The sequence below is a fragment of the Pedobacter zeae genome (genome assembly GCF_014196715.1).
GTDB classification, from domain to species: domain Bacteria; phylum Bacteroidota; class Bacteroidia; order Sphingobacteriales; family Sphingobacteriaceae; genus Pedobacter; species Pedobacter zeae.
Map to the genome: position 1 here is coordinate 444824 of NZ_JACIEF010000004.1, position 23471 is coordinate 468294.

At 41.0% G+C, this 23471-nt stretch carries 14 protein-coding genes; 9 read left to right on the plus strand and 5 right to left on the minus strand.

The genetic code is table 11. The annotated features are described in order from the left end of the window. Positions 1–65: 65 nt before the first annotated feature. From GGQ60_RS20505 to GGQ60_RS20520, 4 genes are all read right to left on the minus strand, one after another. Positions 66–812, minus strand: a complete 747-nt coding sequence (locus GGQ60_RS20505; protein WP_183767898.1) for a hypothetical protein — start codon at positions 810–812, stop codon at positions 66–68. Between the two features lie 306 nt (positions 813–1118). Continuing rightward, positions 1119–1892 (minus strand): hypothetical protein, encoded by a 774-nt coding sequence (locus GGQ60_RS20510; RefSeq protein WP_183767899.1) that lies wholly within the window; start codon positions 1890–1892, stop codon positions 1119–1121. 412 nt (positions 1893–2304) lie between these two features. Continuing rightward, the gene (locus GGQ60_RS20515) at positions 2305–2496 is read right to left on the minus strand and encodes a hypothetical protein (protein ID WP_183767901.1); all 192 of its coding nucleotides are present in this window, start codon (positions 2494–2496) and stop codon (positions 2305–2307) included. Positions 2497–2871: 375 nt separating this feature from the next. Next, positions 2872–3945 (minus strand): FISUMP domain-containing protein, encoded by a 1074-nt coding sequence (locus GGQ60_RS20520; RefSeq protein ID WP_183767903.1) that lies wholly within the window; start codon positions 3943–3945, stop codon positions 2872–2874. A 337-nt stretch (positions 3946–4282) separates the two neighbouring features. On the opposite strand from GGQ60_RS20520, the gene GGQ60_RS20525 reads away from it, so the two are divergent. Then, the gene (locus GGQ60_RS20525; RefSeq protein ID WP_183767905.1) at positions 4283–4729 is read left to right on the plus strand and encodes a hypothetical protein; all 447 of its coding nucleotides are present in this window, start codon (positions 4283–4285) and stop codon (positions 4727–4729) included. 150 nt (positions 4730–4879) lie between these two features. On the opposite strand, the gene GGQ60_RS20530 is transcribed toward GGQ60_RS20525, so the two are convergent. Beyond that, positions 4880–6427 (minus strand): GmrSD restriction endonuclease domain-containing protein, encoded by a 1548-nt coding sequence (locus GGQ60_RS20530; RefSeq protein WP_183767907.1) that lies wholly within the window; start codon positions 6425–6427, stop codon positions 4880–4882. A gap of 303 nt (positions 6428–6730) precedes the next feature. Here GGQ60_RS20530 and GGQ60_RS20535 point away from each other — a divergent pair, with 303 nt between their 5' ends. From GGQ60_RS20535 to GGQ60_RS20570, 8 genes are all read left to right on the plus strand, one after another. Continuing rightward, a complete protein-coding gene (locus GGQ60_RS20535) occupies positions 6731–8812 on the plus strand; it encodes an FUSC family protein (RefSeq protein ID WP_183767909.1) in 2082 nt (693 codons plus the stop codon). 777 nt (positions 8813–9589) lie between these two features. Next, a complete protein-coding gene (locus GGQ60_RS20540) occupies positions 9590–10249 on the plus strand; it encodes a GDSL-type esterase/lipase family protein (RefSeq protein WP_183767911.1) in 660 nt (219 codons plus the stop codon). 845 nt (positions 10250–11094) lie between these two features. Continuing rightward, positions 11095–14013, plus strand: coding sequence for a ligand-binding sensor domain-containing protein (locus tag GGQ60_RS20545; RefSeq protein WP_183767914.1), 2919 nt, complete (start codon positions 11095–11097; stop codon positions 14011–14013). Positions 14014–14277: 264 nt separating this feature from the next. Further along, positions 14278–17397, plus strand: coding sequence for a SusC/RagA family TonB-linked outer membrane protein (locus GGQ60_RS20550; protein WP_183767916.1), 3120 nt, complete (start codon positions 14278–14280; stop codon positions 17395–17397). A 10-nt stretch (positions 17398–17407) separates the two neighbouring features. Continuing rightward, positions 17408–18937, plus strand: coding sequence for a RagB/SusD family nutrient uptake outer membrane protein (locus GGQ60_RS20555; RefSeq protein ID WP_183767918.1), 1530 nt, complete (start codon positions 17408–17410; stop codon positions 18935–18937). A gap of 150 nt (positions 18938–19087) precedes the next feature. Further along, on the plus strand, positions 19088–20428 hold the full coding sequence (locus tag GGQ60_RS20560; RefSeq protein ID WP_229685175.1) for a glycoside hydrolase family 30 protein: 1341 nt from the start codon (positions 19088–19090) through the stop codon (positions 20426–20428). An 18-nt stretch (positions 20429–20446) separates the two neighbouring features. After that, on the plus strand, positions 20447–22198 hold the full coding sequence (locus GGQ60_RS20565) for a cellulase family glycosylhydrolase (RefSeq protein ID WP_183767922.1): 1752 nt from the start codon (positions 20447–20449) through the stop codon (positions 22196–22198). Between the two features lie 54 nt (positions 22199–22252). Beyond that, the gene (locus GGQ60_RS20570) at positions 22253–23410 is read left to right on the plus strand and encodes a multiheme c-type cytochrome (RefSeq protein WP_183767924.1); all 1158 of its coding nucleotides are present in this window, start codon (positions 22253–22255) and stop codon (positions 23408–23410) included. Positions 23411–23471: the final 61 nt, after the last annotated feature.

Genomic DNA, 23471 nt, shown 5'->3' on the forward strand with positions numbered 1-23471 from the left:
TTTAAACGGAATTAATATAACGCTTTCTTGTTTGTTAAATGATATGTAAACATGGCTGTTACAGCTTACTCTACATAAAACCATGGGATATTAAATAAACCTTTTTTTAGATCGATATTTATGATTTGACCAGTCTGGATTTCGTTGTACTGATCGCTTGTAACAGAAATTTCTTCCTGATCGTAATGATGGCCCCACGGCGTAACTTTTAGAATATACGATTTCGATCCTTTTCTACCCCTGCTAATTCTTTTATTTACCACCTCGGCTTGGTAAACAGTCGGTTCCGAATTGTCGTAAACACAGTTTGCCCCATAAGTGCCTGCATAACTATAAAGAAAAACATTAACAATAAGCGATAGATAAATCCAGGTTTTGCTTTTATCGGTATTGATGATGTGATGATGTGTAGCAAAAAGAATGATCAGCATGATCGCAAAGGCTATGGTACCGGGGATGATCAAACTATAAAAGCTTTCAAATTTATAATCGATAATTACTCGTAACAGGATAACCCAAGCGGCAATGTCGATAAAATCGGCTACATCGTATTTATCATTCCCATCCTTGTCTTTCCAAATTTCTACCAAACTGGCAATGCTTGGCCTGCCTGTTAAACCATTTAATATAAGGCCAATAATTGGCATGCAGAGCAATACTGTAAAAAGGATCTCGTAAGGTTTTGGGAAAAATAAGAACCATATACTTAAACCAATGGTAAGGTATTCTAACCAGTTGAGTTTATGGAAGGTTAATTTAGAGAAGGTAACTTTACTGCGCTGTTGTTGTCGGTCTCTGCTGGCTTTGCTCATATTAATTATCTGTATTTTTCAAAACACGCTGCAAATAACTTTGGAAATCGCGATAGCCATTTTTTTCAGGATGTTCAAGGAAGTGCTATTCTAAAATTGTGTTAAAATCTATTGCTACAAGTAACTCTTCATTTACTTCTCAATTGTGCTTATTTTTTGCATGGAGCTAAATATTACAATGTCCCAACTTATAGTTGATTATTAGTGAATGTTAAGCTTAGTATTAATTTAAAAATGATAATGAGTGTTACACACGATCTCAATTTGTTTTATTTGTTATCATTTACTAAAAGAGGTTTTTTAATTCTAGAATTGAACTGGTAATTCAAAATCAATTGTTTTTGTCCCGTTTTCAATTTCCCTACCCTTTAGGCTCATATAAGTTTTTCCAGTCTTTTCGAGTTTTCCTATGGTGAATTTATATTGCCTCATTTTTAAACTGTTTAAATCTTTCATTGCATTGGCATCTACATCTTTTGGCTCTTCTAAAATCCAGCTATAGCCCTCCCACTTGCTTTTTAGCGCATTTTTGTCGGTTGTTATATTTAGCTTATCAGCAAATGGCATTTTGATTTTCCCAAATGATACCATGTTATTTTTGAGGTCAATAGTCAAAGAATCTAGCTTTGAAAGCTTATTCTGGGATTTAAAATAAATCATGTCATTTTTAATTTGGATAGCGATATTTTCTTTGCCAGTCGAAACCATTTCTATATTGTCCATAAAATTTATGAGTTCCATATATTCTTCTTTTGTTAAACCCAATTTAGCATGATAAGGTATTTTTTCGCCCTGTGGTACTGCTTTCATATAGTCAACAAACCATTCATAATTTTGCGCTATGGATGATTGAAGCTTTTTTGCCAATTCCATTTGTCTTGGATTTTGTCGCACGCCATCTATAATGTCTGCTTTAACCGCTCCTATTGGTAATAGCCTGGTAAGATCTTTTTTTATGTCACCTGTTAGTTTTTGATCGGAAATGGTTGTTTGCGCTTGCATGCAACTGCTAAAAAACACCATGAATAAAATGAGATAAGATGTGTGTCTTTTAGAAGGAATTGTTTGAAAAGAAAGCATGATGGTTAATTTAGTTCGCGCAAGATAGAAATTTTATAGCTTTTTTAGTTAAATGATGCCCAAAATATGTAATCATCCACAGGCTTGAATGCCTAGAATGGGGGCTTCATGGCTAACCACAGAGATCGCGGAGAGAAGGCACAGAAACACACAGAGCTGGATGGTTATTTTTTTTGCAATTATCTTCGGACTTCGGTCTCCTGACTTTTTACTATTTAACCACAGAGATCGCGGAACTGACAATTTACAAAGAAAAATCTGCGGATATATATCTGTGTAATCAGCGGGAACCAATATTGTCATTCTGAACGCAGTGAAGAATCTTTGCCTAACCTAAGGTTTGATGGATTGGTTTTGGCTGATTAGAAAAAAAGCCCATATTTCTCTGTATGGGCGCTTTTATTTATTATTCTTAACGTCTAATATCAGCCGGCGCATTGGTGGTCGAATCGGCTGTAGAATCGGTATGTGTACTGTCAACCATTTTGCTGGTATCGGTATATTTATACATGGTATCGGCATTCTCCTGGTCGGCTTTTTTACCCGTACATGCTGATAGCGTTAAACCTAATGTGGCAGCTAAGATGATTACGTTCGTTTTCATATCAAATGTTATTGGTACACTTATATAATCCTTTTAAAACGTAATTTGTTTTGTTAATTCTTAATTAGTCAGAAGGCTAAGTTCAATTCTTTTTAGCCACAAAGGCCACAGTGTAAAGGAACACCAAGAGTGCCGAAGAGGAGTAACCAGCTGGGATATCTAAATTAGCCCCAAAAGGTTCGTCATTGCGAACTGAAGCATGGGAAGGAGTGGTGGCGTGAAGCAATCTACCAGGATATATTTCCATCAAAGCTTTAATGGTAAACAATTAGCCATCTCCTTAAAACCAAATCAACCGGAAATCTTGATTATTCCCGGTTGAGTAAGTGATTTCTAACCTTTAGGTTCAGAAATCTGAGTATATTATATTGGTATTTAATCTTTTACTAACCTTACCGCGGCACCTGTGGTTTTGCTATAATCGGTTACACGCGGTTCGCTGTATTTATTAAAATCAAGGTAGTAGGCAAAGCTGTCGCCACTCGATTTGGTGGTAGAAGACCACCAGTAGCTTAACCATATCCCATACTTGAACGATTGACCACCGCCATATTCATCGCCCCCGGCGCTGCCGTTGGTGAGTAGATTGAGACCTGATGAATTATCGCCATTGCCATGGGCAAATTTGTACGAATCTTTGATGTCCCAGCCAGTGGTACCGCGCATTTTTTTACCCGCTACCTTTTCGCCGCCTAAGGCAGCAATAAGCGTTAAAAACTCGCCGCTGCTCGGTACATGCCAGCCTGCAGGGGCTAGACCACGGCTATCGGTAACTGCATAAAAGTTGTAAAGCTTGCCGTATTTCTTTTCGTTACTGGGGTCGAAATTGAGATAGCAATAAGCCGGAATCTTTTCCCTGCTCACCTTTTCCCATTCTTTTTGGTTGGCTGCGTAATAGATCTTATCGCCGTTTCTGTAAGTACTTACATTTAAGTTGGTGCTCGTCCAGATCTGGTTACCAATTTTTACCGGACCCGTAATTTCTGATGAGGCGTTGTATATTTCGTTTAGCTGTGCTGCCTGGGCTGAATTGCAGCTCCAAACAAAATTAGTGGGCTGTATACCTCCACTTCTTTTTACACATTCTTTAATGGCAATGGCATCTGCCGCCTCTTTGGTTTTAGCGATGCCCCAGCCGAATGCTGTACCGACATTGCCATCAATGGTGCGATAAGCTGCGCAACCAGTACCCGAGTACGTAAGCACAATGCTGCAGGCACCGCCACGTTTGGTACATTCGTCGATAGCTCTTTTTTCGGCTTCCGACCTGTTTGGCTGATCGAACGAAAAGCCGTAATAAAAACCATTTGACCGGTCAATCGCTAAAGCTCCATATTTAGTTTTAACAGGAGCAACTGCTTTGGCTGCCGGTTTCTTTACCTGCGCCATCACAGCAGATGCCGTTGCCAATAGCACTGGTGCCATTAGTAGGAATTTGTTTATCTTCATACCCTTAATTGTTTGTTTATTGCAAGCAAATTTGCCAAATTTTGTACACAACATCAATACCGTCTATTGGGTATATTTTTTAGTCGGAAGTCTTTAGTCCGGAGTCGGAAGTGAGTGTGCCTCACTCAAAAGATCGGTCATTGCGAATGGAAGGTTGGGACTGTTGTAGTGGCGCTAAGCAATCTTTTTAACAGAATATTGAAGGTGATCGTTATGCTGAATTTATTTCAGCATCTCTTCTATGATGATATTTCATTCATTTTTTAAGCAGCTTCATTATAAATTTTTGCTATATTTATACCGCGAACACAGTTGGCCTGTATTAATTTTTCACAAAATGCAACCAACAAAAAATCAAATTACTTTAGCTAAACTGGAGTTTAGTTATCGCACGCTGAAAAAGCCAGTTAACGTAAACCCGGCTAAAAATTCCACTCAATTTTTAAAACAGCTCCGCGGCAAACCATCATCTGGCAAAGCCTGCGATTGGTATGTGCTGTTTGTAAACCAAAACCACGAGGTTTTTTGCTGGCACAAACTAAAGCAACAGGCAAAACCCATTAACTGTATACAGCAACTGGCAGGTTTGGCTGTTGCCTGTAATGCTTATGGTGTACTGGTGTTAAACTATTGCGATATGAAAAGGATTAAAGTTAACCGACTCGATGAACTTTTTGTAAGCACCTGTTTTAATACCTGCGCCAAGCTGAACATCGAAATTATAGATTATGTAATCTGTAATGCACAAATGCATTATAGTTTTAGAGATGGGTATAGGGATTAAAATACTACTGGGCTGTTGAGAGTCAGACCAGTAGTATTTTTTGTTTTGATAGTACTTTATTTGTCAGCTAAAGCATATGTTAAGATCTTATTTGAGCCTATAATTAACAGCTTGCGCCATTTTTAGAGAAGTCCCTTACCAACCGATACATTAATTTTTAAAAGTTGTATTACAATAAGGGTGTGTTAATTGGCCATTGTCTATTATTCCCAGTCCCCCATCTTCTTTTCTTTTGATATGATCAATAGTGATAGAGTTTTTATGAATTAAAGATTTACATATGCTACATTTAACGGGATTCTTAAGCGCACTGATTATAAACACTGCAGATTTAGATTCTGTGGAAAAATCTTTCCTAATGTATTCCTCATAATCTATTTTTTCTGGATTAAGATATTCGAAGTGTTTCATTTGCGATAAACCATGCAAAATTTCCTGTTCATTTTTTTCTTTTTGAAGTTCATTAATTATATGCAAAAATAAATTAGTTAATCTTTTATAGCTTTTTAATCCACTACCAAATTTAGTATTTGTTTGATTTATAATAGATTTGTAAGAGAGTAGAAAGTCCTCAAATTTACTGCGTACTTTTATAAAATCATTTAGAGCATTTGGTTTCGATTCTAACTCTTGGATTAAATTTAAAATTGTGTAAAATGCTGTTACCTGGTAACGGCCTGTTGTACTGTAAAAATAAACTGCGGGATGTAAACCCAAAGAGGATGCGTGAGTTCCAGTAATCCTATTTAATTTTTTCTTAGTTTTTTTTAGAAAGTTAATTGTTTCTTCGCCATTTGTATCATCTTTCAATTCATCGTCGTTCTTAACATCATTAGTAATATTTATCATATCAAGAATTAAGGATAAAGTTTGAGTTGAATAACCTTTTCCGGCTAATGGAACATCCAAAGTTTTAATCGGAGTTTCCAATTTTGGTGTAAAAAGTAAATCGTTTATCCCTTTTGCTAAGTTTTCGATTTCCAGTTGAATCTCATTTTCAAATTTAGACCAGTATTTATGGCCGGTTCCAGAACGAATTATCGCTCTAGATGAAATAGAGTTAGGTTTTTTTCTAGACTTAAGTAATTGTTTTTCTGTATCATTGATAGGAGAAGCTTGTTCATTAATCTTGAAAAAAGAAGATTCTGCTTTACTTGAATCACCTCTTACCCATTGTAGTTGTATAGTTAATGTTGCTAACTTTTTGGCACGTTCTAACATTTGTTGAGGCACCTTATCTTGATTAGAAATAGCAAATTTATGATCACTATAAGTCCCAAATTTACGTTTAATTAACTTCCTTGTTTTGTCTGCAACATTGGCCTGTTCAGCAGAAATGCTATATTCAAAAAAGGATTGAGAAATGACTCCGTCTCCATAATCATCGGTAACCCAAGCAATAATTGCACTAAGCCTATGTGCACCATCTATTACAAAGTTATATCCTCCAGAATTCCAGAAAATTACGGCTGGAATTAAGTCTCCATCTAAGAAGCTTTGAATTAAGTCACAAATTTTTTCAGGTGTCCATTCCGAAGTTTCTCGTTGAAAATCCGGTTTTCTTAATGTTTGGTAAAGAAAGGATCCAGCTTCTAAATCCCTTACTTGGACAGCAGGTAAGTTTTGCGTAGCAGGTTGATTTCCATCCTTTATTTCAAAATCCTCTCTTGGGATTAAAGCGTCTAAATTTGATGTCATTTTATTTCTTAGTATAATTTTAATGTGATTTATAAAATAATCCGATCATCAAAAAGTAATTGATTAAAATTTATCAATGATGAAATGAATGTTAGAAGTATTTTAAAGTATATATACTAAAATATGAAGTAATTTAGATAATGTTGTAGGGTAATCCGTAAATACTCATTTTTAGTAAGGAAATTTTTTCTAAGTCCAAAGAACAAAACAGTATCTGGTTTTGTAAAGTTATTTACTATGCATGCATTATAAAACTGTTATCTTTGCGGCGTTTAAGCATAATCAGTATTCATAACATTATTCATGGGCAAAAACAGCATCGGCTCTACCATTACGTATTTCTTTTTGGGCGAATATTTTTCTGATGCATTGCGTACCACCATTACCGTTGTGCTACCCATCATTTTGTTTTTTTACCTGGGTAATCCCGATGCGGCAAAGGGGATAGGCGTAGGTGCCTTACTCATCAGCCTGACTGATTTACCCGATAACCGCTTAAATAAACTTAAAACTGCGGTATGGAGCATTTCGGTTTTCTTTTTAACCACGCTCGTGGTATCGTCAGTTTTAGACCGGGTTTACCTCACGGCCATTGTGGTGGTGCTGGCTGCCTTTAGCTTTTCGATGTTTGCCGTTTATGGGCAAAAGCTGGCCTTAATAGGTACCATGGCTTTAATTGTGTGCACCTTTACCATGGGCCTGCACCCTGCCCGGCCCTTGTATTTTAGTACCTGTATTTTAATAGGAGGAGTATGGTACTATGTAATCAGTTTAATCCAGACCTTGCTTCGTCCTTACCGCTCGCTGCACCATGCCATTTTTGAGTGTTTAATGAGCAGTGCCGAGTTTCTGCACATTAAAGCCAAAAATTACGATGTAACTGTACCGCTCGATCTGCAGCAGAAAGCAGCCATTAAGCTGCATATCAAAGTAAACCAGAAACACGAGCTGATCCGCAATTTGCTGCTTACTGATAAGTATGCCATGAATCCCGATAATCCTAAAGGTCAGTTGTTGTTGGAGCGGGCAAGGTTGCTGATCGATTTATACGAGCAGTTAAATGCCGTACATTACGATTATGGCCTGGTGCGCAAAACCCTTAACGAGGGCACCAGCCTGCAACTGATTGCTACACTAATTGAGATTTTAGCCAGGGAGCTGGAGCAATTGGGACGGCATGTACGCTCAGCTAAAGCTTACAAAGGTGAGTTAGCCACCAATGTGGCCTACCACCAAAACCGGGTGCTGTTGCAGGAGGAGCTGGAGCGATTAAATGAAACCCAGCGTTTAATTGTGCTCAAGGTAATGGCCAATATGAACGATATTGTGCGCATTATTGAAATGATACGCGGTAATGAGCGCGTACCCGAAAAGGAGCAGCAAGAGTTAAGCGGTACCATAGCTTATCCCTTATTTATTACCGGCGACCGCTTTTCGGTAAAAGAACACCTTTCCTTAAAATCGCCCATATTCAGGTTTTCGCTGCGGCTGGCCATTTGTTTCCTTTTTGGTTTTTTGCTCACCTGGCAGCTCGAGCCCAGCAAATACAGCTACTGGCTTTTTTTAACACTGGTGATCGTGGCGCGGCCCAAATTCTCCATCACCTGGAAACGCAACCTGCAACGCTTAAAAGGGAGTATGGGTGGTGTGGTTATTGGTTTGGTAATGGTTTACCTGATTAAAAGCCCGGCTGTTTTGTTGTCTTTTTCGGTTATTTTTTTATTGGGTTTTTATGCTTTTAACCGCTTAAATTATACCATAAGTGTGCTGTTTATTACCCCGGCTGTAATTTTAACACTGGGCAGTTACCAGGGGCATTTCGATCATATTGTGCACGACCGCGTGATGTTTACGTTACTGGGCTGTGTAATTGCCATTTTTGCTACTTACCTGTTTCCGGTATGGGATAGCCGGCAGCTGAAAACGAAAATTGCTGATGCCGCGAAGGCCAGTATTCATTACCTGGAAGTGGCCATTCAAAACCGGTCCGAACGCGATGAAAATCAATCGCGTATGGCCCGTAAAAATGCCAATTTAAGTTTATCGGCCCTGAGCGAAGCCATAGAATCGGCCCGGCAGGAGCCCCTGCAGAAAAGTATCGATTTTAAAGGACTTTACGATGTACAGGCCATTATATACCAGGTTAATGCCATTATTACTTCTATATACCTTTCGCTTAACCATAAGGCCGAACAAACCGATCCATTTTTGGTTAAACAAATTATAAATAACCTGGGTAATGAAGCCATATTAAAAAATGATGCAGCACCACATATTGATGCCATGGGTGTAAAGGATGAAGATCATTCTACCAGGCAGAAGTTGGCGCATATTGCGGCTTTATCCTTGGATTTTAAGCGGTTTAGTGCTGGTTTCTGGGGATGAGTTTAATTGCTTGTTAGTCTGTCCAAAGGACTCCTACGGAGAGCGGAGTCGAAGACCCTGTTGGTTTTAAATAGATTGTTTTATTTGTTGTTTTTGGAAATGAAAGGGCAGTATATCTTGGCGGATTGTAGTCCTGCTTTCCATTCCAAGTCCTCACCCGATGAAAAAATCGGGATTCCGGGCTTTCCATTCCAATCAGGTTTATTCACCAAGTTTTTGCTGGTTTCGGGGAGTATATTTAACTATTTGTCACGTTGAGCCTGTCGAAACGCCTTTGAAGCATTTAAAAGAGGATTTAACGTAAAAGATCCTTCGACTCCGCTCAGGATGACAGATTCTTATAGAAATATCGTCATTCTCGCGCATGCGGGAATCTTAAATGCAAACGTTTTAAGATTCCCAATCAAGTTGGGAATGACGATCTCTCGAGGGATACTACCTGATAAAATTTATCTGTTAATCATATTGATTTTTATACAATAAATTATCCCTCAGGATGACAGATTCCTATAGAAAAATCGTCATTTTCGCGCATGCGGGCATCTTAATGCAAACGTTTTAAGATTCCCAATCAAGTTGGGAATGACGATCTCTCGAGGGATACGACCTGATAAAATTGATCTGTTAATCATATTGATTTTTATACAAATAAATTATCCCTCAGGATAACAGATTCCTACACGTCAATAACATCATCAACCAACAGTAATAAAATTGTTTGATTTACCCACTGCCATTAGTATATTGTTATATTGTGTCCGTTTTAAACATTTTTATATGAAAAAATCATCCTTTGTTCTACTTATCCTCTCTCTTTTAACCATAGCCACTTTTGCCCAAAAGAAGCCCAATTTCTGGGATGATGTACAGGTAATTAAAAAGTACGATCAAATGTATAAACCACCTGTAAACCCGGTGCTTTTTGTGGGGAGCTCATCTATCCGCAAATGGGACGACTGTATGCAGATTTTTGCTAAATACAATGCCTTAAACCGGGGGATTGGTGGTGCGGTGATTAACGATATTACCTGTTATTTAAACGATATCGTTTTTCCCTACCAACCTAAACAGATTGTACTTTATGTTGGCGAAAACGACCTGCCCAACGATGCGGTAACACCCGACACCGTATTGAACCGAACCGTTAACCTGTACAAAGCCATCAGGGCAAAATTGCCCACTATACCCATTGTGTATATTTCAATTAAGCCGAGCCCAAGTCGCGATAAGTTTAAGGAAAAGGCTGTAGCCTCAAACGCTTTAATACAAAAATTTTTCGCCGGCGAAGCCCATACCAAATTTGTTAACATCTACCCTTTAATGCTTACCAAAAAGGGCCAGTTGCGCCCTGAGCTTTTTGTTAATGATATGTTGCACATGAATGCTGCCGGTTATGCCATCTGGAGAAAAGCTGTTGAACCATATTTACTTAAGTAGTTTTGAGTCGGAAGTCTGGTGTCAGAGGTCCGAAGACTAAAGTTGAATACCAAAGCAGAAGTCCGTCATTTCGACCGTAGTGGAGAAATCTAAGGTAAGGATATCGAGACTAAAATTTATTTACAATAGGTGATCAGAATGAATTGGAGTAGGGCAACGATGCAATCGTTTAGCTATTTATGCACACGTTAGAAACGCGCTCAAGCTTAATAACTAGGGCTTTACCATATAAGACCTATAAGGACACATAAGCTTACATGACCTTAAATTTCTTATATGGTTAGAAATTTTCCGGTCTATTCTTACTTACCACCCAATCGTATCTTTTCTTTTATTGCACAGTCTCCAATAAACCAGCCCCGATTGAACGAAAAGCCCGGAGCGAAGAATGCAGCGAGGACTTGCAGGGAAAGCGGGACCGAACCCAGCCCACTAACCACAGGCATTACGCTTCAAATAATAAGAAGACCAAAGCTGAAAGATCAAAGGCCGGAGCTGAAAGCTTAGATGTGCTAAGATGTCTGAGGTGTAAAAAGAGCCCGGGTCCGGAAGTCGGAGGTCCGGGGATTTGGAGAATAGAGCTCGAAAAAAGCAGAAAGCCTGGGTGTGCTAAGGTTACTGTCATTTCGAGCGCAGCCGGGAAATCTCTCGAGCTAAAAGCTTGATGACCAAAACAAAAAGCTTAAGTGCCTTAAATGGTAAATAAGAGAGCGCACCAGACGATACAATGGTTACGCTATTTATGCACGCGTTAAAAATGCGCGCAAGCAACTGAAATTGTAAGTGCCGTTAACCGGAATTAAAATTATATATTTATTATTGCGTTAACCGTTCCCCGAACTTACATGAAGAAACTTCTACTGGCTATATTATTCTTCTCGACCGCTTATTATGCCCAGGCCCAGGTGCTACTGGGGATTCCGCAAGTTGTAAATTACAATAACGAACAGTATAATGGCGGTATTCAGAACTGGGATGTAGAGCAAGACAAAAATGGCATCCTCTATTTTGGGAACAACGAGGGCTTACTTACTTTTAACGGCCGCTACTGGAACCTGTATCGGCTGCCTAATTTTACTTCGGTACGCTCGGTAGGGATCGATTCTAGAAACCGCATTTATGTTGGCGGACAAGATGAATTTGGGTATTTCTATCCCAATGCACAGGGCATTTTAAAATATACCTCCCTGCTAAACCTGTTGCCCGAAAACATGCGGAAACTGGCCGATATATGGGGTGTTTCGATTGTAGGCGATGAAGTATTTTTTAGGTCGATACATGCTATCCTGCATTATAAAGATGGCGTAGTTAAAAGTTATAAAACCAATACGACCTGGATGTTTATGGGCACTGCAAAAGGCAAGGTTTTTTCGCAGTCTGCTGATTCGGGCCTGATGATTTACGACCACGAAATGTGGAAGCCTTTTTGTGTGGATAGCGTTTTAAACCGCTCGGGTATTACGGCCGTGTTGCCCTATGGTGGGGATACCTTATTGGTTTCGATGTTAAAAAAGGGACTCTTTTTATTGGTTAATCATCAGCTAAAGCCTCTAAAAACCAGTTTAAACCAGGTTTTTTTAAATGAGCGGATTTATTTTGCCACTCAAATCGGCCCAAATTTATACGGGGTAGCCACCACTTCTGGCGGAGTGTATATCATGAACAAGCAAGGTAACCTGGTACAGAAATACAATTATAAAGAGGGTTTACAAAATAACAATGTAAGGGGTATACTGCTGGATAAGGATAAGAACATGTGGCTGGCCCTCGATGATGGAATCGCTTACGTGGCCATAAATAGTGCCGTTAAAAGCATTTCTCCCGATCGTAATAAGCAGATCACCAGTTACGCGTTTCGTAAATATGGCGAATCGATCTACATTGGTACTTCCAATGGCTTGTATCGGGCCAAAATTAATACGGCCATGCCCGATTTAAGCTATTCGCTTGCCAACTTTGAAGAGGTAAAGAATAGCAAAGGCCAGGTTTGGGGGCTTGATGAAATTAATAACCAGCTGCTCATGGCACACGAAGACGGAACCCTGCTGGTGAAGGATAATACCGCCACTCCGTTGTACAGCCTGATTGGTACCTGGATGTACCAAAGCATGGATAATGTTTACCCGAGCAAAGAGGTAATTGCGGGTACCTATGCCGGATTGCAGGAAATAACTTACGATGGAAGTCGCTTTATTAACGGTGGCAGAATTGCCGGGATTAATGAAACGTTGCGTTTTATTGTAGCCGATAGCAATAACCCCGATCAGATCTGGGCTTCGCATCCTTATCATGGCGTATATAAAATAGAACTGAAACCCGATCATAAAAGTATTCTGCACACCACCTTATTTTCTGACCGGGATGGCTTGCCTACCAAGCTCTATAATTACGTGTTTCATATTAAAAACAGGGTGGTAATTGCTACCACCAGCGGTGTTTTTGAATACAATACAAGCAGTAAAAAATTTACCCGTTTTAAATTGCTGGGCTCGGCACTCAATGGTGTTCCCATCCAGTACCTTAGGGAAGATAACGATGGCAATATCTGGTTTGTTACCAATAAAAAGGTAGGGGTGATCGATTTCCACCGGCCGCAAGGAAAAAATGCTTTCAGTATTTTATACCTGCCCGAACTAAATGGCAAAGTGGTTGGCGGTTTCGAATCGATATATACACCTGATAGCAGAAATATATTTATAGGGGCCAACAAAGGGGCTTACCACATCAATTACCAAAAATACATTGAGAATATAACCCGGCCCAATGTAGTGCTGGGTACCGTTAAATTATTGGGGAATAAAGACAGTGTTGTTTTTGGCGGCTATTTTGTAAATAAGGGCAGCATTGTGGCCAAACAAGACCTGCAGGAAATCCCCGAATATGTATACAGCTTAAATTCGATCCATTTCGAATATGCCTCAACACTTTTTGAGCACGATAAAAACATTAAATTCAGCTATCAGCTTATAGGCTTTGATAGCGAGTGGTCGGCATGGGGCACTAAAAGCGAAAAAGATTATACGAATCTGCCTGCCGGAAAATATACCTTTAACGTAAAAGCCAGTACAGGAATAAATAACGAATCGGAAGTGGTGAGTTATACTTTTGTGGTACTGCCTGCCTGGTACAATACCATTTGGATGCGCATGGTTTACCTGATTTTAATTGTGCTGGCCCTGAGGTTAATTATCAGGTGGCAAAAAAAGAAGCACATCAAAGAACAGGAACGCATGAGTTACCTGCACCAGCTGGAACTTGACAGAAATGAAAAGGAAATTGTAAGGCTTCAGAATGAAAAACTTGAAGCTGATGTAAATTATAAAAACAAAGAACTTTCTACCATGACCATGCACCTGGTGCAGCGGGGTAAGGTTCTGGCCAAAATAAAGGAAGTGATATCTGCCGTAATTAAAAATCACGACCTTAACGAAAGCTCGCCAAGTTTCAGGCACCTGATCAGGCTGATTAAAGATGTAGAAAAGAAAGACCAGGAACTGGATCACATGAGTGTACACTTTAACCATGTCAATACAGAGTTCTTTAGCAGGTTAAAAGATCTTTATCCCGACCTGAGCCAAAATGATCTTAAATTCTGTGCTTACCTGTCTATGAACCTTTCTTCAAAAGAAATGGCACAGCTGATGAATGTAACGATTAAGGCCATAGAAGTGGGCCGTTACCGCCTGAGAAAAAAACTTCAGCTTAAGCCAGAAACCAATTTATACGAATTCCTGATCGAAATAGCACGGCAAAAAACGCCTTAAACGAATGTTTTTTTTACACTTTTGGTTATTTTTTGTTAAAAAAAATTAACTAGCTGTAATACAGTTTTTTAGGTTTGTCTTGTAGGGCTTATGTAGGCCATTTTTTTCTGTTTTTTTAGCCTTTTTAAGATTGATGTATGGTTGGTGTAGTAGTGGCAAATTGTGCTATTGCTGCTCACGTCGATAGATTTGATTGATGAAACAGCAGCCCATAAGTCTGTATTCATGAACTAACCAAATATCATTAACTTAAAATTAATTTCTATGAGAGGAAGATTTACATTCGTATTCTTCATTTTCTGTCTCCTGGCTTTCCCGTTCGCCTTATTGGCACAAGACATTCCGGTTACAGGAAAGGTAACAGAACAAAATGGCTCGCCATTGCCTGGTGCAACAGTTAAGTTAGATGGCACTACAAGAGCAGCATCGACTGATGCCAATGGTGTATTTACCATCCAGGCTCCGGTAGGGGCAAAGCTTACCGTTTATTTAATTGGTATGGCAACACAAACGGTAACTGTTCCGGCAGGCGGCCGTATTAATGTAACGCTCAGTGCCGACTCAAAAGACCTGACCGAGGTAGTGGTTGTAGGTTATGGTACACAAAAGAAAAGTGTGGTAACCGGATCTATTTCGAGCGTTAAAGCCAAAGATTTAGAAAGCATGCCGATTAACAGGGTTGAACAGGCTTTGCAAGGTAGAACCTCTGGTTTAACCATTGCAAGTGGTAACGGGCAACCCGGTACTTCTTCTACCGTTCGGGTAAGGGGATACACTTCTTTTGCTTCGGGTGGTAATAACGATCCGCTTTGGGTAGTAGATGGGGTAATTGTAGATAACGGTGGTATAGGGTACCTAAACCAGGCCGACATCGAATCTATCGAAGTATTGAAAGATGCTGCCTCGCAGGCCATTTATGGTGCCCGGGCTGCTAATGGGGTAATCATTATCACAACCAAAAAAGGTAAAGCAGGTTTAATAAGCGTAAATTATAACGGCTTCTACGGTACTTCGGCACCTGCAAAAAAACTTGATTTACTAAATGCCACCCAGTATGCTACCATCAGAAACGAATCGGCACTTAACTCCGGATTACCTCAGCCCTATGCAAATCCGGCTGCTTTGGGTGCAGGTACCAACTGGCAGGATCAGGTATTTAACGATGATGCCCGCCGCCAGACCCACGAATTCAGTGTTAGCGGAGGGAACGACAAATTTACCATCTACAGTTCGATGGGTTACATTAAACAGGAAGGTATTGTGGCCAGCCCGATTTCTAAATGGAACAGGGCAAACGTAAGGCTTAATTCTACCTATAAACCTGCAAAATGGATTACTTTTGGCGAGAACCTGGGCTATAGCCACTCTGTAAACAGCAGCCTGGGCAATACCAACAGTGAGTTTGGCGGGCCACTAAGCTCGGCCATTAACCTCGATCCGATTACACCGGTAATAGAAACCGACCCTGCTTTAATAGCCAAATCGCCTTACACCATTGCCAATACCCTCAGAAATCCTGATGGTTTCCCTTATGGTATTTCGCCTATTGTTGGTCAGGAAATGACTAACCCAATAGCTTACATGCAAACCCGCCTGGGTAACTATAGCTGGGACCACAACATTGTAGGTAACGCTTTTGCGGAGATTGAACCTATTGCAAATTTGAAATTCAGATCGAGTTTAGGTACTAAAGTAGCTTTCTACGGCGGCGATTCGTACACTCCGCTTTTCTACCTGAACTCTTCTTCTAAAAACGATAAAAAATCGTTCTACCGCGAAATTAATACGGTATTAAACTATAACTGGGAAAATACCTTAAGTTATTCGCGCAACTTTGGTAAACACCATGCTTTCATCATCCTGGGGCAGGGGTACTATATGGACAACAATACCAGAAGTTTAAATACCACGTATCAGAACATCATTGCCAACAGCTTTTATGAAGCGAATTTAAATTATGATCCCGGAACCGCTAATAAACTTGTTGGAGGTGGCGATGGAACACTACATGTTGTAAACTCATTATTTACCCGTGTTACTTATGATTATGACGAGAAATACCTGTTTACGGGTATCATCAGGCGTGACGGCTCCTCGCGCTTTGGTACCAACAACCGGTTCGGTTATTTCCCTTCGTTCTCACTGGGTTGGGTGCCTTCAAAAGAAGCTTTCTGGAAAGAAAATAACGTTGTAAGTTTCTTGAAAATCCGTGGAGGTTATGGAGTTACCGGTAACGATGCTTTGGGCGATTTCAGGTACGTTTCATTGGTGAGCAGTGGCCGTAACTATACCTTCGGCACAACCGATCAAAGCATGATAGGCTGGAGCCCGGCTGCTTTATCTAACCCCGATCTGAAGTGGGAAGAAACCCGCCAAACCAATATTGGTTTTGACGCTACCCTGTTCACTAATTTTACCTTATCGGCCGAGTACTTTAAAAAGAAAACCGTTGGGGTATTGCAAACACCGGATATTCCATTGTATGTGGGTGCAGCAGGAGGCCCGACACAAAATGTGGGCGATATGCAAAATACCGGTTTTGAATTCGAACTGGGCTACCGCAAAAAAATGGGCGACTTTAATTTAGGTGTAAATGGAAATATATCTTTCCTTAAAAATAAAGTGACCAAGTTATTGCCGGGTAAAACCTTTATCGAAGATAATGCGCAAAGTTTCCAAACCATGGGTAACTTTACCCGTACCGGCTTAGGCAGATCTTTCAACGAATACTATGGTTATGATATGCTGGGTATTTTCCAAACTCAGGCAGAAATTGATAGCTATGTTGGCCCGGCAGGTACCAAACTACAGCCTAATGCCAAACCCGGCGATATTAAGTTTGCGAACTTAAATGGCGATAATGAAATTAATTCGTCAGATAGAACGTATTTAGGCAGCCCAATTCCGAAATATACCTACGGTATTACCATTAACCTGGCTTATAAAAACTGGGACCTGGTAGCTTTTGGTAATGGTGTTGGCGGAAATCAGATTTTTCAGGGCTTACGCCGTTTAGATGTTACCTATGCAAACTGGCAAACCAAAATCTTAGATCGCTGGACGCCTTCTAACCCTTCTACTACCATGCCACGTATTGTAGAATCTGATCCAAACGGAAACTATATCAAATTCTCTAAACTATACCTCGAAAAAGGCGATTATTTCAGATTAAAAACATTACAGGTGGGATATACCCTTCCTCAAAACATCTCGAAAAAAATTGGTGCACAAAAAGTCAGGGCTTACTTAATGAGCGAAAACTTATGGACCATTACCAAATACACGGGATATGATCCAGAAATCGGTGGAACGGTATTGGGAGTAGACCGTGGAGTTTACCCGCAGGCACGTTCATTTATGATTGGTTTAAATGTTGGATTTTAATAGTTGAACAATGAAAAAGAGTATTTTTTATATTGCGGCTTTGGCCGCTTCATCACAATTGTTTGTCTCTTGCAAAAAACAGTTGGATGTAAACCCAAGAGAGCGTATTTTGGAGACTGGTTATTACAAAACGCCTGCAGAAGCATTAACATCACTCATTTCGGTGTATGATGTTCTGGGAAATCAATCTTCAGGATACCTGACCAAAGTAAATATTTTATCGGCAGGTTCTGATGACCATTTTGCCGGAGGTGATTCGCCATCTGATATCGGCGATTTACAGACCATCAATAACTACACCTTAACTTCTACCTCGGGAGCGGCCAGCCATTTATGGGGCAAGGGTTTTACCGGTGTTTACCGGGCAAATGTATTTTTGCAAAAGGTGAATGGTGCAGGTTTAGACGATGCCACCAGAACACGCTACATTGCAGAGGTAAAAGCTTTAAGGGCAATCTATTATTTCGACCTGGTGAGGTTATTTAAGAATATTCCTTTATTGACCGATGTGGTTGAACCTAGTGCAATGTTTGATGTATTACAGGTTCCTGCAGATCAGGTGTATGCTTTGATCGTTAAAGATTTATCGGAAGCTATTCCTAATCTACCGGCTACAGTTCCCGTTGCTTCACAGGGCGGCAGACTTACTCAAGGTGCGGTACATGCCGTTTTGGGTAAAGTATACATGTGGCAGCAAAAATGGACGGAAGCGGCGGCAGAATTTGCTTTGGTTAACGGACCCACCCCCGGAGCAAGTACCTATGGCTATAAATTACTGCCTAATTTTGCCGATTTATGGAATGTTAAAAATAAATTCAATTCGGAATCGATTTTGGAAATTGTTTATAACACCACCTCTGATATGGGCTGGGGAACTGTTGGTAGCCGCGAAGGTAATGTTATGAGTATTTTGGTTGGTCCGCGTAACTATGTGCCGGTAAATGCAGCTTTGGCTCCCGATTATATTTCGGGCTGGAGTTTCCTGCCTTTTACAAAAGATTTCTTTGATCAGATTCATTACGACCCGAGGAATAAAGCAACCGTTGCTAACCTGGATAGTTTGGAAAAGGCAAATATTGTAACCTATAAACATGCGTATGCCAATACCGGATATTTTATAGAAAAATACGCCGGCCGTACGTCTACTAAAGCAGCCAGTGGCCAGTTAGAACTTAATTTCGGCCAGGATATGTACGAAATCCGTTTGGCAGATACCTATTTGCTAGAAGCAGAAGCCTTATTGAAAAGTGGTGCAGGTGTTGGTGCCGGAACCAAAGCTTATGTGATGTTTAATGCGGTAAGGGCAAGAGTGGGCTTAAGTCCGCTACCGGTAACCATGGATAACATTATGCGCGAGCGCCGTTTGGAGCTTGCAGCAGAAGGACACCGCTGGTTTGATCTGGTACGCTGGGGCTTAGCACCAACAGTATTAGCCGGTAAAGGTTTTAAAGCAGGCAGAAACGAAATCTTTCCAATTCCGGAAAGAGAACTGGCCAACTCTAAAATTTTACAAAGTAAAGAATGGGGTGGCACTAAATAAATGCCCTTCTCTATATCATCCTTAATATTTTAATTACAGGGAGAAAGCGTAGCCTTTCTTCCTGTTTTTTATCAGACCATCTTTCCTATGCTATTTACCAAGTCCTTTGGGCTAATATTAGGCTGTGCTTTTAGTTGCTCGGTTGCTGTTATGGCACAGGGCCAGCCGCAGGTATGGCTAACCAAAGCCGATCGTACCGCCTTATTTACCCGCCAGGCCACAGGCCTAAGCCTGGCTAAAGTTAAAAACAAGCAGTTAACCATTGTTGTAAACGATAAAGAAACTTTTCAGCGTATGGATGGTTTTGGCTATGCCTTAACCGGTGGCAGTGCGCAGCATGTGGTTAAAATGTCGGCACCAGCCAGGGCAGCACTGCTTAAAGAGCTTTTTGCAACCAACGGCAACAATATCGGCGTAAGCTACATCAGGTTGAGTATTGGTGCATCAGATTTAAACGAAAAAGTATTTTCTTACAACGATCTTCCCGAGGGCGAAACCGATTTGGAACAGGCTAAATTTGATTTGGGCCCCGATAAAGCTGATGTGATTCCGGTAATGAAGGAAATCCTGGCCATTAACCCTAAAATTAAAATTATGGGCTCGCCATGGTCTCCTCCCTTATGGATGAAAACCACATACGATGCCCGCGGTGGCATGCTGAAACCAGAATATTACGGCGCCTATGCTAAATATTTTGTGCGGTATGTACAGGAAATGCAAAAAATGGGGATTCCGATCGATGCCATTACGGTGCAAAACGAACCCTTACATCCTGGTAATAACCCCAGTTTATTCATGGCAGCACCCGATCAGGCCCTTTTTGTAAAACAGTTTCTGGGCCCTGCTTTTGCTAAAGCCCATATTAAAACCAAAATTATTATTTACGACCATAATGCCGACAGGCCTGATTATCCGATCAGTATTTTAGATGACCCCGAAGCAAAAAAATACATAGCCGGTTCGGCCTTTCACCTTTACGGAGGTAAGATAGAGGCTTTAACCGATGTGCATAATGCCCATCCCGATAAAAACATCTATTTTTCTGAGCAAATGGTGGTTGAACAGCCCGATGCTGCAACCATTAACATCGTAAATCCGGTAAAGCGCTTAATTATTGGCGCTACCCGTAACTGGAGCAAAAACGTTTTGGAATGGAACCTGGCTGCCGATCCGGAAAATAAGCCTTATACCGACAGGGGAGGTTGCTCCATGTGCCAGGGAGCAGTTACCATTAATGGCGACAGGTATAGCCGTAACCTGGCATACTTTTCCATTGCCCATGCTTCGAAATTTGTTAGGCCCGGCTCAGTACGGGTGGCTTCTAACGAACTGAACGGTTTGGCCAACGTTGCATTTAAAACACCCGATGGTAAACATGTGCTTATTGTGGCCAATACCGGCAAAGAAGCTGCAGCCTTTAACATCAGTCAAAACGGCAAAACATATGCTGCGGCGCTCGATAAGGGTGCAGTAGCCACATATATCTGGTAATGATCAATCGTCTCAACTATGTTTTTTAAAAAATCACTTTTATATATTTTGCTGCTTTGCGGTGTTTCGGTTACGGGGTTTGGTCAGGGCTTTTTAAAAGCATCGGGCACAAAAATTGTTGATGGCAGGGGCCAGAATGTATTGTTGCGCGGCATAGGCCTTGGTGGCTGGATGTTGCAGGAAGGCTATATGCTAAAAATTACTAAAGAGGCACAGCAATACCGCATCCGCGAAAGGATTACCGACCTGATGGGGCCAAAACAAACGCAGGAGTTTTACGATGCCTGGCTGGCTAACCACATGCGTAAGATTGATGTCGACTCGATGAAACGCTGGGGATTTAATTCCATCCGCCTGCCTATGCATTATAACCTTTATACCCTGCCGGTAGATCAGGAACCGGTGGCCGGAAAAAATACCTGGCTCGAAAAAGGTTTTGCCTTAACCGATAGTTTACTCAACTGGTGTAAAGCCAATAAAATGTACCTCATTTTAGATCTGCATGCTGCACCGGGCGGGCAGGGTAACGATTTAAACATTGCCGACCGCGATCCGTCAAAGCCCTACCTGTGGGATAGCGAGGCCAACCAGGAAAAAACCATTGCCCTTTGGCGCAAATTGGCCGAACGCTATAAGAACGAACCTTATATTGGTGCCTACGATATTATCAATGAACCGAACTATGGTTTCAGCAATCCGGAAGAGGATAAAAATGGTACCAAGGAAAAAGTAAATGCTCCTTTAAGAAAACTGATGGTAGAGATTACCAAAGCCATCCGTGAGGTAGACCAGCAACACCTGATTATTATTGAAGGTAATGGCTGGGGCAATAACTATAATGGTATTTTCCCGCTGTGGGATAAAAACATGGCCTTAAGTTTTCATAAATACTGGAATTATAACGATCAGGCTTCTATAGCACACATTATCAAAGCCCGCGATGAGCAGCAGGTACCCGTTTGGCTGGGCGAAACAGGCGAGAACTCGAATGTTTGGTTTACTGATGCCATCCACCTCTTAGAAAAAAACAATATCGGCTGGTCGTGGTGGCCCCTGAAAAAAATCGGTTTCAATAACCCGATGGAAATTAAATCGAACCCGAATTACGATGCGCTGGTTAAATACCTCAACAATGGCGGTAATAAACCTAAAGATAGCAACGTGTATAGCGGACTGATGGAACTGGCTATTTATTCGAGATTAGAAAACACCATCATTCACCATGATGTAATCGATGCAATGATCCGTCAGCCTTTTAGTAATGAAACCAAACCTTTTAAAGCCCACTTAATTCAAAACAAAAGCATAGTATACGCGGTTGATTACGATTTGGGTAAAAATAGTTTTGCCTATTTCGATACCGACACGGCTGATTACCACACTTCTACCAATAAGAGATCGGTGGGGAACCGCGGCAGGATTTATCGTAATGATGGTGTTGATATTGCCAAAGATTCGCTTCAGTACGAAAAATATTATGTAAACCATATCGAAAATGGCGAATGGCTGCAATACACAGTTAATGTTGCGCAGAAAGGTACTTATACCCTAAAAATAAATGCAGCAGCCGAAAATGCTGCCGGACGAATCACCGTTTTAATCGACGGTAAAACCGTTGTCAAAGAAGTAGCGGTTCCAAACACTGGCGATGCAAAAAGATTTGCCACTTTCGAAATCAAAAATGTGCCATTAAAATGGGGGAAGCAAAAAATAAGGGTGCTCGCCGCAACCGGTGGCTATAATTTTAGCTATATTCAATTTGTAAAATAAAAAACAGGCATCGTCTTGAAAGGCATAAAACGAATACTGGTTATACTAGGAGCGATGGCAGTAGTTATCATTATCCTTTCAAGGTGCATGAATACGGCCGATCAGTTACCCGAAGACATCAGGGGCGAAGCCTATACCGGTGCTGCCACCTGTGTAAAATGCCACAAAAACATTGAGCAATCTTTTACCCATAATGCACATGGTTTAACCTCTAAACCAATAACCGACCAGCAATTGCTGGCAGTTTTTGCACCAGATTCGAATGTATTCCGCTACGATGCCCATCAGAAGGTAGTGATCGAAAAACGTGCTGAAGGCATTTTTCAGGTAGCTTATGTGGATAGGAAAGAGGTGCAGGCCCAAAAATTCGATGTGGTATTTGGTTCGGGCGAGAAGGCTTATACCTATGCCTATTGGAAAGGCAAAAAGCTATACGAACTGCCGCTTTCCTATTTTTCGGTCATCCGGAACTGGGCCATTAGTCCGGGTTTCCCTAAACAAACCTTTTATTACGACCGGCCCATTGGTAGCCGTTGTTTAGAATGCCATGCCTCCTATGTAGACAAGAAAGTAACCCAAACTTCGGGGGTTTCTACAGATGAGGAGCTGGAGCGCGGTACATTGATTTACGGGATAGATTGCGAGCGTTGCCACGGGCCAGGCCGGCAACATGCGGTTTTTCACCTGGAAAATCCAGAAGAGAAAACGGCAAAGTTCATCGCCATTTATAAAACACTGAGCAGAAAACAAAAGATGGATGCCTGTGGCGTGTGCCACTCCGGCAATGCATTGGTTGCCCAAAAATCGGTTTTCGGTTTTCAGCCCGGCGATCATTTAGACGACTATTATGCACAAGACTTTGCAGGTTTTGGCAGTGCTGATCCCGACGTACATGGCAACCAGACCGAAATGCTGAAAGGAAGTAATTGCTACCGCAAAAGCGAAACCATGACCTGCCAGTCGTGCCACAATACACACGAAAACATCAAAGGCAATTTAAAAATTTACTCCCAACGTTGTATCACTTGTCACCAGGATAGTAAACACAGCGAAGCCACGCTGGCAAAAGGATCGCTCAGCACCAATTGCATTGATTGCCACATGCCAAAAATACCATCTAAACTCATCACTTTTCAACAGGCCGGCAAGGCTGATTTAAGTGCTTATTTATTGCGTTCACACCATATCGGCATTTATCCCGTTAATAAGTAAAACCATGCCCGTATTAAGAAATTGTCCATTGTCTGTTAAACGGACTTGGATTTCGTACATT